Here is a 7,268-nt window from a genome sequence, read left to right on the forward strand (position 1 = left end):
CCCCTGGCCGGGTGCGCGCTGGCGGCGGCCGCGGGGCTCGCCGGGTGCGACTTCTCCGCCTCCAAGCGCATGGCCGGGGAGGAGACCTGCCGCAACGCCCGGAGCTATACCGGCGCCCCGAGGCCGTACCATACGATCCGGATCGACGGGGAGAACGACTTCAATCCCGAGACCGAGCGGTTCGAGACCGGTACCGCCGGGTACGCCGCGTACCTCACCTGGGACGAGTGCACGCTTTTCGTGGGCTACGGCGGCCCGGCGCTGGGGGACGGGGAGTGCGAGGACGGGTCGGCATGCCCGGTTCACCTGCAGGGCGCGTCGGCCTACAGGTACCTCGTCCTCTACCTGGACACGGGCCCTCGGGGGGGGAAGGGAGCGGGGGGCGCCGAGGAGTTCGGGCTGCAGGACTGGACCCTGCCGTTCCGCGCCAACTACCTGATCGCCATCCGCACGGACGGCAGCCTGGTGGACCCCGCCCGCGGCGAGGCGGCGATGGAGAACGTCCAGGTATACCAGTGGACCAAGATCTGGTCGTCCACGCTCCGCCGGGAGTGGGACGCCGTCGGCGCCGACATGCTGACGGTGCGGGGAAACCGGCGGACCGGCTTCGTCGAGCTGGGCCTGGACCTCTCCATCGTCGGCTCTCCCTGCGCTGTGCAGACCGTGGGATGGATCGTGGACACCGAGCACCACGCGAGCTTCGCCTACTGGCCCGCGAGCGCGATCCCCGTCCCCGTGTTCACCATCCCCAGGGACAGCGTCCGCGTGGCGGTCTTCCGGTCCGCGGCGGACGAGGCCGTCCCCGCACGGGATTCGGCCCGCTCCGACTCCGTTCGGCGCAGGCCGGACCCGCTCCGCCTGCTGCACCGCTTCGGCTTCGAGCTGGTGGATGGCGTCGCCCCCAACGACCTCGCCAACCTGGACCGCATCTCCTACCGGCGCGTGGGCGACTGCGCGGAGGGGCCGTAGGCGAGCCTGCGAAGGACCATCCTCACCGCGGAGAGCGCGCGCGGATGCGGCGCAGCGCCTCTCCCGGGAGCCCCACGACCAGGACACCGACCACGACGTGCAGTGCGCCCTGGAGCGTCGGGGGGAACGCCCCCAGCGCCACCAGGAGCGTCGTGGCGGCAGCCGGAGGATGGGAGGCGCGCAGGGCGATCTGCGACAGGGCGGTAAGCACGACGGCCAGGATGGCGGCCAGCACGCGCGCCCCGGTCAGCTGCCCCCCCGCGAGTACGGGCGGGTCGACGGCCGCGCCGGCCAGGAACACGCCGGCGTGGCCGGCCGCCAGGCCGAGGAGGTGGCCGAGTACGACGCTGCGAAGCGAGTTGCTGCGGTCCCCGGGGGAGTGCGCCTGCGCAACCGCGGTGGGCCCGAGGCTCGGGAAGAGCCACACGTTCCCGGTGGCGAGCCCCGCCCCGCCCGCTATGGCAACCAGGAGCGCCGACGCGAGCGGCACCCAGAGTACGTCCGGCATGCGCCGCGTCCCGCTGCGGTTCTCTCCCACGGGTGCGCAGCCTAGAAGAGCGGGATGGCGCGGCCCCCGACCTCCCCCGTCTCGTCCACCTTCAGGCCGGCGCGCTCCGCTTCCAGCCCGCGCATGAAGACCCGGAAGATCTGCTCCAGCTCCCAGTCCGTGTAGAACAGGTGGTCGTACCCCATCTGGTCGGCCATGGGCTTCATCAGCTGGTGGTAGGCGAGGATCCGCCGGCCGACAGCCGCCCAGAAGAGGTTCATCAGGTCCACCGCGATGATCATCGCCGCCACCCAGGCGAAGATCCGGATCAGCACGACGACCCCCGTGTAGATGTTGGAGAACTTGACCGCGAGCTCCGCGATCGCGCGTACCGTTTCGTCGTCCATGATTCCCTCCGCTCAGGCGGATGCTTCCCCCTGTGGGTCCTCGCGCTCCGTCTCCAGCCCCTTCATGAAGATCTGGTAGATCCGGTCCTTCTCGTCGCTGCTGTACGGCCAGTAGAAGCCGAGCTGGTCGCCCATCCGCTTCGCCACCAGGTGCGCGGCGAACAGCGCGAACAGCTTCACCAGGAAGATCAGCATGATCAAGTACCAGACCATGCTGGTGACGAAGCTCTCCATGATGTCGAGCACCATGACGAAGAGCACCTGGAGGGTGATCGACTCGGCGGCCTCGATGAGCAGGCGAAGGTTTTCGGTTTCCATGATGTCCCTCCTGCGGAGCGGGGGGCCGACGGCCCCCGCCCCATGCGTGGCGTCAGCCCCCGAAGGTCATGAACAGGTTGGCGATTCCGGCCGCGACGAGCAGCATGCTCACGCCCAGGCAGACCACCAGGATCAGGATGGCGAGCTCGGCGATGTCCAGGTGTCTCATGGCTCCGTCTCCCGGTTGCGATAGCGCTCGTCCCGGTCGCGCCGGCGCTGCTCGCGGCGGTCCTCCTCCGACGATCGCTTGTTGCCGTACACGGAAACGATCGCGGCACCGATGGCGAAGCCCACCGCGGCGATTCCGGCGGCCAGGAGCACCCCGCCGACGGAGACCATTCCCGTCAGGGCGAGGAGGAGGATGACGACGATGGCCGCCAGGGCGACCCCTCCGTACGTCCAGCCCGCCCACCGCGCGGGCCCGGAGGCCATCAGGGAGACGCCGACGGCCATGGCCATCACCGCCGACGCGATCCCGAAGGCGAGGGCGGAGGCGAGAAAGCCGGATTCCACGCTGAGCACCACCAGGTAGGCGGCCAGGGCGATGGTCCACAGCACCCCCACCAGCTTGCTGCGGTCGCTCCCGTCGTCCTCCTGCTCCCCGTCGTCGGTCTGGTCCTCGTCGGCGCGGTGGCGGCGGCCCTGCTTGATCCGGCGGAGACGCTCGCCGTCGCCGGAGTCGTCCTCGTCGGCAGAGGGGACGTGGAAGGTGGTGGTGAACTCGGGACACTCCTCCGGGTTCAGGATCTCGACCGCGACGGAGTGCTCCCCTTCCTCGTAGTCGCAGCGCCCCTGCAGCGTCAGCTGCCCCGAGTCGCTGCTCTCGGTCACCAGCACGCGGTCGGTGTCGCAGTCACGAAGCCGCGCCACCAGCCGCCGCCCCTCCGGGAGCTCCACCCGCGCGGAGATCTTCACGCGCCGGCCCCCGCCCTCGGCCCGGCCGCCAAGCTCCGGCCGGCTGAACCGGATCCTGGGACAGACCGGCGGGCCCCGGTCGGCGCCGCGCTCTCCCTCCGCGCCCCGCCGGTCGGCGGAGGGGGGGTCGTCCCGCTCCCGGTCAGCCGCTCGCCGGTCCCGGACGCGCGGCGCGTGCTGCTGCGGCCTGCGCCCGCCCCCGTGGGACGCCGGGCGGCTCCGTCCGCTTTCGCCGCTCTCCCGTGCCCGCCCGGAACCCCCGTCCCGCTCGGGATCGCGTCTCCGGTCGTCCTCCGGAGGGCGCTCCTGCTCCAGGGACCCATCCTCCCGTCCGTCACGCCCCTCCCCCTGCACGCTCGATCCGGGGGGCGCGACCACCTCGATGCGGACGTCCGGGCCCCGGCGCGACCCCGCGTCACGTCCACCGTCGCCAGCCCCGTCCTGCTCCCGCTCGCGCGCGCCGGAGCCCCCTTCGCCGGAGCCGCGCGCCTCACCTCCACCCTCTCCCACACCGTCCGACCGCTCCTTCTCGGCCTCGACCCGGAAGGTGCTGCTTACGCTCGGGCACCCCTCGGGCGAGAGCACCTCGACCGCGACCGTGTGCTCGCCCTCTCTCCAGTCCCTCTCGTCGCGGAGGGTGACGGAGCCCCCATCCGCGCTCTCGGTGGTCAGCACCTCCCCCGTGCGCGAGTTCCGGATCCGGGCGACGAGCTCACCCTCCCCCGGGAGGGAGACAGTGGCTGCCAGGCGGACCGAGCGTCCGCTCCCGTCGCTGGATTCGCCGAACTCCAGCGGTGCGAAGTTGATGTGCGGGCAGCCCTCCAGGTCCGGGCCACGCTCATCGCCGCCCCGCCCCCGCCGCGGCTCGTGATCACCCATTGCCTCCTCCTTGCTGCTGGTGTCGGGCCCTCCCCCCCCCGCCCCGTCGTCCTGCGCGGTCGCCGGGAGACGAAAGGTCATCTCCGAGGCGGCACACCCGGTGGGGACGAGGAGCTCCACCCGTACCGTGTGGCTGCCCGCCTGGTACCGCCGGCGGGCGCGCAGCGTGAGCGTTCCGGAATCGCCGCTCTCGGTGGCGAGGACGTCGCCGGAGCGGACGTCCCGCAGGCGCGCCACGAGAACCGACCGGTCGGGAACCTCTACGCCCGCCTCGAGCGCAACCAGGCACTCGCTCCGGTCGCCCGGCTCCACGCGGACGGGGGCGAAGCGCACGGTCGGACAGGGGCGCGCGACCCTTTCCCCGCCTTCGTCCCCGTCCGCGGGCTCGACCCGGATCTGTCCGGCCGCCGCATCGGGCGGGCCCGCCACCGCCAGCGTCTCCAGGGTTCCCCCCCAGTTGTCCCAGCACTTCGGGTCCTCCATGCTCTCGGCGTGGACCTGAAGCGTGTCGCACCCGTCCCCCAGCAGCTCCAGGACGTCCTCTGCCGGGAGGTGCGCCGTCCACTCGCGCGAGGGCGGCACGTCCAGGGCGGTGACGGCCGCGGCCCGGCCGCAGCGCGCCCGCACGCGGAGCCGCGACACCCCCATGGCGAACCCCCGGACCATCACGCCCCATCTGCCGTCCGGAGCGTGGTACTTCCCGACGCCCGTGATGAACAGCGCACCCATGACACTCCTCCTGCTGTGGGTGAGAGCCCGCCGGCGGAATCGCCGCCGGGGAGGGGACCGGCTCTCCCTGCGCGCACCCTTCCCGCGGACGACCAGGAGCGCGCCCCCCACGAGCATGGCGGACGCGACCGGGATCCAGAGGGCGGATCGCGCGGAGAGCACCGGGGCGAGCGTGATCCAGAACGCGCCTGCGAGCCCGGCGAGCAGCACCACCAGGAGCCGCCAGAAGAGGTTGTCTGGAAGCCGGGCGCGGAATGCCAGGATCGCCATGTTCGCGGCGACGATCCCGGACACCACCGCGGCGAGCACCACCCAGTCCGCCGCCCTGTCGGCGGCGCCGGCGATCGCGACCAGGGAGATGAGCACGAGCCACACGGGGATCCGGGCATCCTCCGCGCGGCGCCGCGGGTCCGCGCCCGGCCGGCGTCGGGCGTCGCCCCCCCCGTGCCGGAGGGGATGCGAGTCCCCTCCTCGGGGCCGTGGCTCGTCGTCGGCCCCTCCCTCCGCCCCGGTGACGCCGCCCCACTCCTCGCCCAGGGCGGCGGCGACGGCGCGGAGCTGCCGCCCCCACTCCATGCAGCGGCAGTGGTCCCGGACCGCCTCGCCCTCGTCCCGCGTCGGGATCCCGGCTTCGCGCAGCCTGCGGACGGCGGCCCTGAACCGCTCCGCCTCCTCGCGATCTTCCCCGCCGTCGTGGGGCAGCTCGCGCTCGGCCCCCAGTACCGCCCGCAGCATTCCCGTGCGGGCGCGGTCTACGGCGCCGCGCAGCCCCAGGCGTTGCGCGGCGCCCGCGACGCGGGGCAGCTCGTCCGGGTCGAGCGCGTGGTCCACGAGCGAGCTGAGCTGCTGCAGGAGGTACAGGGTCCGGAGGAAGGTGTATTCGGGCTGCGGGGGACGGAGATAGAAGAGCGTCGTGTACCCCTCGAAGGAGATCTGCGCCCGCAGCAGCGCGTCGCGCGTCCGGCCGAGCTCGTCTTCCAGCGTCCGGGTGTCCCGCCCCTTCAGCTGCCGGATGAGGATCTGTGCGGCATCCGCGCTCTCCCCCGCCTGGAAGTAGAGCGTCTCCGCCAGCGCCTTCTGGTCCCTGTCGGCACCCACCAGGTTCACGTAGTAGCTGGTGACGAGGGACACTACGGAGAAGCCCCAGGCGGCCTCCATGATCGCGAGGAGGCGGGTCGCTGACGCGGTGGGGACGACCGAGCCGTAGCCCAGCGTGAAGAGGGTGACGGCGCTGTAGTACACCGCCTGGAAGAGCGTCCCGCTGGTCGGGATGCCCTTGCCGGAGCTGAAGTCGGCCGGCATGAACGGCAGGTGGATCAGCGCGAAGCCGAACACCCCCAGGAGCACCCACGCCAGGATCACGACGGGCACCAGGAAAGGCCCGACCCAGCCGATCACCCCGCGCGAGGCGATCCCGTTGCAGCGCCGCTCCACGACTCGCATCACCCACCAGAGCGCTTTGACCACACGGCGCGCGATGGGCCCGAGACCCACCCAGGAGTGCAGTATGGTTCCGATGATGTCGAACGAGAGCACCACCAGCACCGCAATGCCCAGCGCGACGAGCACCACCCCCTGGAGGCTCATGTCCCACCTCGCGGGAGCATCGGGCGGGGAGCGGACAGGGGGGGCGCTCCGGGCGCGGGGGGCTCCGGACCCGCGCCCGCGGAGGGCGGCCCATCCTGGCGGAAGCGTAACGGGCGGGATGCGTACATGGCGCGAACTCCTGCGCGAGGAGTGTCCCCGGGGTGCACCCGCAGGGACCGCCATCGAAGCGCGATACTCCTGCGATCGCACGACTTACCAAGAAGTGTCGTATACTATGTCAGAAAGCAACGCTGCAAGCGCCGTGCCGGATGGCGGGAAATGTGCTGTACATGATGGCCCCCTGTCCCGAAAAGCGCTCACCCCGGGGAAGTGCCGCCCGCTCCGAACCCGCGGATCAGGCGCGTCCGATGACCTCCGCCCAGTCCTCCCCCAGCCGGCGCGCCGATTCCCGGAGGACCGGCTCCCACTCGCCGCGCCGCCGGACGTATTCCTCGGCCGCGGCGGCGTCCTCGCGGACCGGGACGCCGCTCTCCCGCAGCACCGCCCGCGCGGAGTCGAAGCGGGCCCGCCAGCGCACCTGGTCGCCGGGAGAGGGATCGCCGGTCTCCACCCTGTCCGGGCCACCCCGGATGAGCGTCTCGGCGACCCCGTCCTGGACCGCCGCCGCCGCATGGATCAGCCCCGAACGGGTGCCCAGTTCCGCGACGCCGATGCACTCATCCGGGTCCACTGCTGTGTCGAGGAGAAGCGCGAGGTCCTGCGCGACGAACAGGAGCCGGGTCAGCGACTGCTCGGGCCGGGAGGAGACGAAGTAGTGAAGGAGGGGATAGTTGGCATAGTCGGACCGGATCGCGGCGAGCCCGTCCCGGATGCGGCCCACCTCCGCCGCCAGGTTGCTCACGTGCCCGCCGGCGGCGAGGTGCTGGCCGATGATCCGTGCCGCGTCCGCGCGCAGCCCGGCCTGGTAGAAGAGCGATTCGGCCGCGACCTTCTGCTTGGAGTAGGCCGTGTAGATC

General features: G+C 72.3%; 6 protein-coding genes. 1 reads left to right on the plus strand and 5 read right to left on the minus strand.

What is annotated here, in order from left to right; genetic code table 11:
- A partial coding sequence (locus VGR37_21765; GenBank protein ID HEV2150040.1) for a hypothetical protein occupies positions 1–969 on the plus strand: 969 nt, incomplete at its 5' end.
- A gap of 22 nt (positions 970–991) precedes the next feature.
- Here VGR37_21765 and VGR37_21770 read toward each other — a convergent pair.
- The 5 genes from VGR37_21770 to VGR37_21790 form a co-directional block, all read right to left on the minus strand.
- Positions 992–1,477, minus strand: coding sequence for an HPP family protein (locus VGR37_21770; GenBank protein ID HEV2150041.1), 486 nt, complete (start codon positions 1,475–1,477; stop codon positions 992–994).
- Between the two features lie 41 nt (positions 1,478–1,518).
- Entirely contained in the window at positions 1,519–1,863 is a 345-nt protein-coding gene (locus tag VGR37_21775) for a hypothetical protein (protein ID HEV2150042.1), read from the minus strand.
- A 12-nt stretch (positions 1,864–1,875) separates the two neighbouring features.
- Positions 1,876–2,181: a hypothetical protein gene (locus tag VGR37_21780; GenBank protein HEV2150043.1), complete on the minus strand. Its 306-nt coding sequence runs from the start codon at positions 2,179–2,181 to the stop codon at positions 1,876–1,878.
- A 165-nt stretch (positions 2,182–2,346) separates the two neighbouring features.
- The gene (locus VGR37_21785) at positions 2,347–6,291 is read right to left on the minus strand and encodes an ion channel (protein HEV2150044.1); all 3,945 of its coding nucleotides are present in this window, start codon (positions 6,289–6,291) and stop codon (positions 2,347–2,349) included.
- Positions 6,292–6,646: 355 nt separating this feature from the next.
- The coding region (locus tag VGR37_21790) for a hypothetical protein (protein HEV2150045.1) at positions 6,647–7,268 on the minus strand (622 nt) is incomplete at its 5' end.

Source organism: Longimicrobiaceae bacterium, assembly GCA_035936415.1.
In the GTDB taxonomy this organism is placed as follows: domain Bacteria; phylum Gemmatimonadota; class Gemmatimonadetes; order Longimicrobiales; family Longimicrobiaceae; genus JAFAYN01.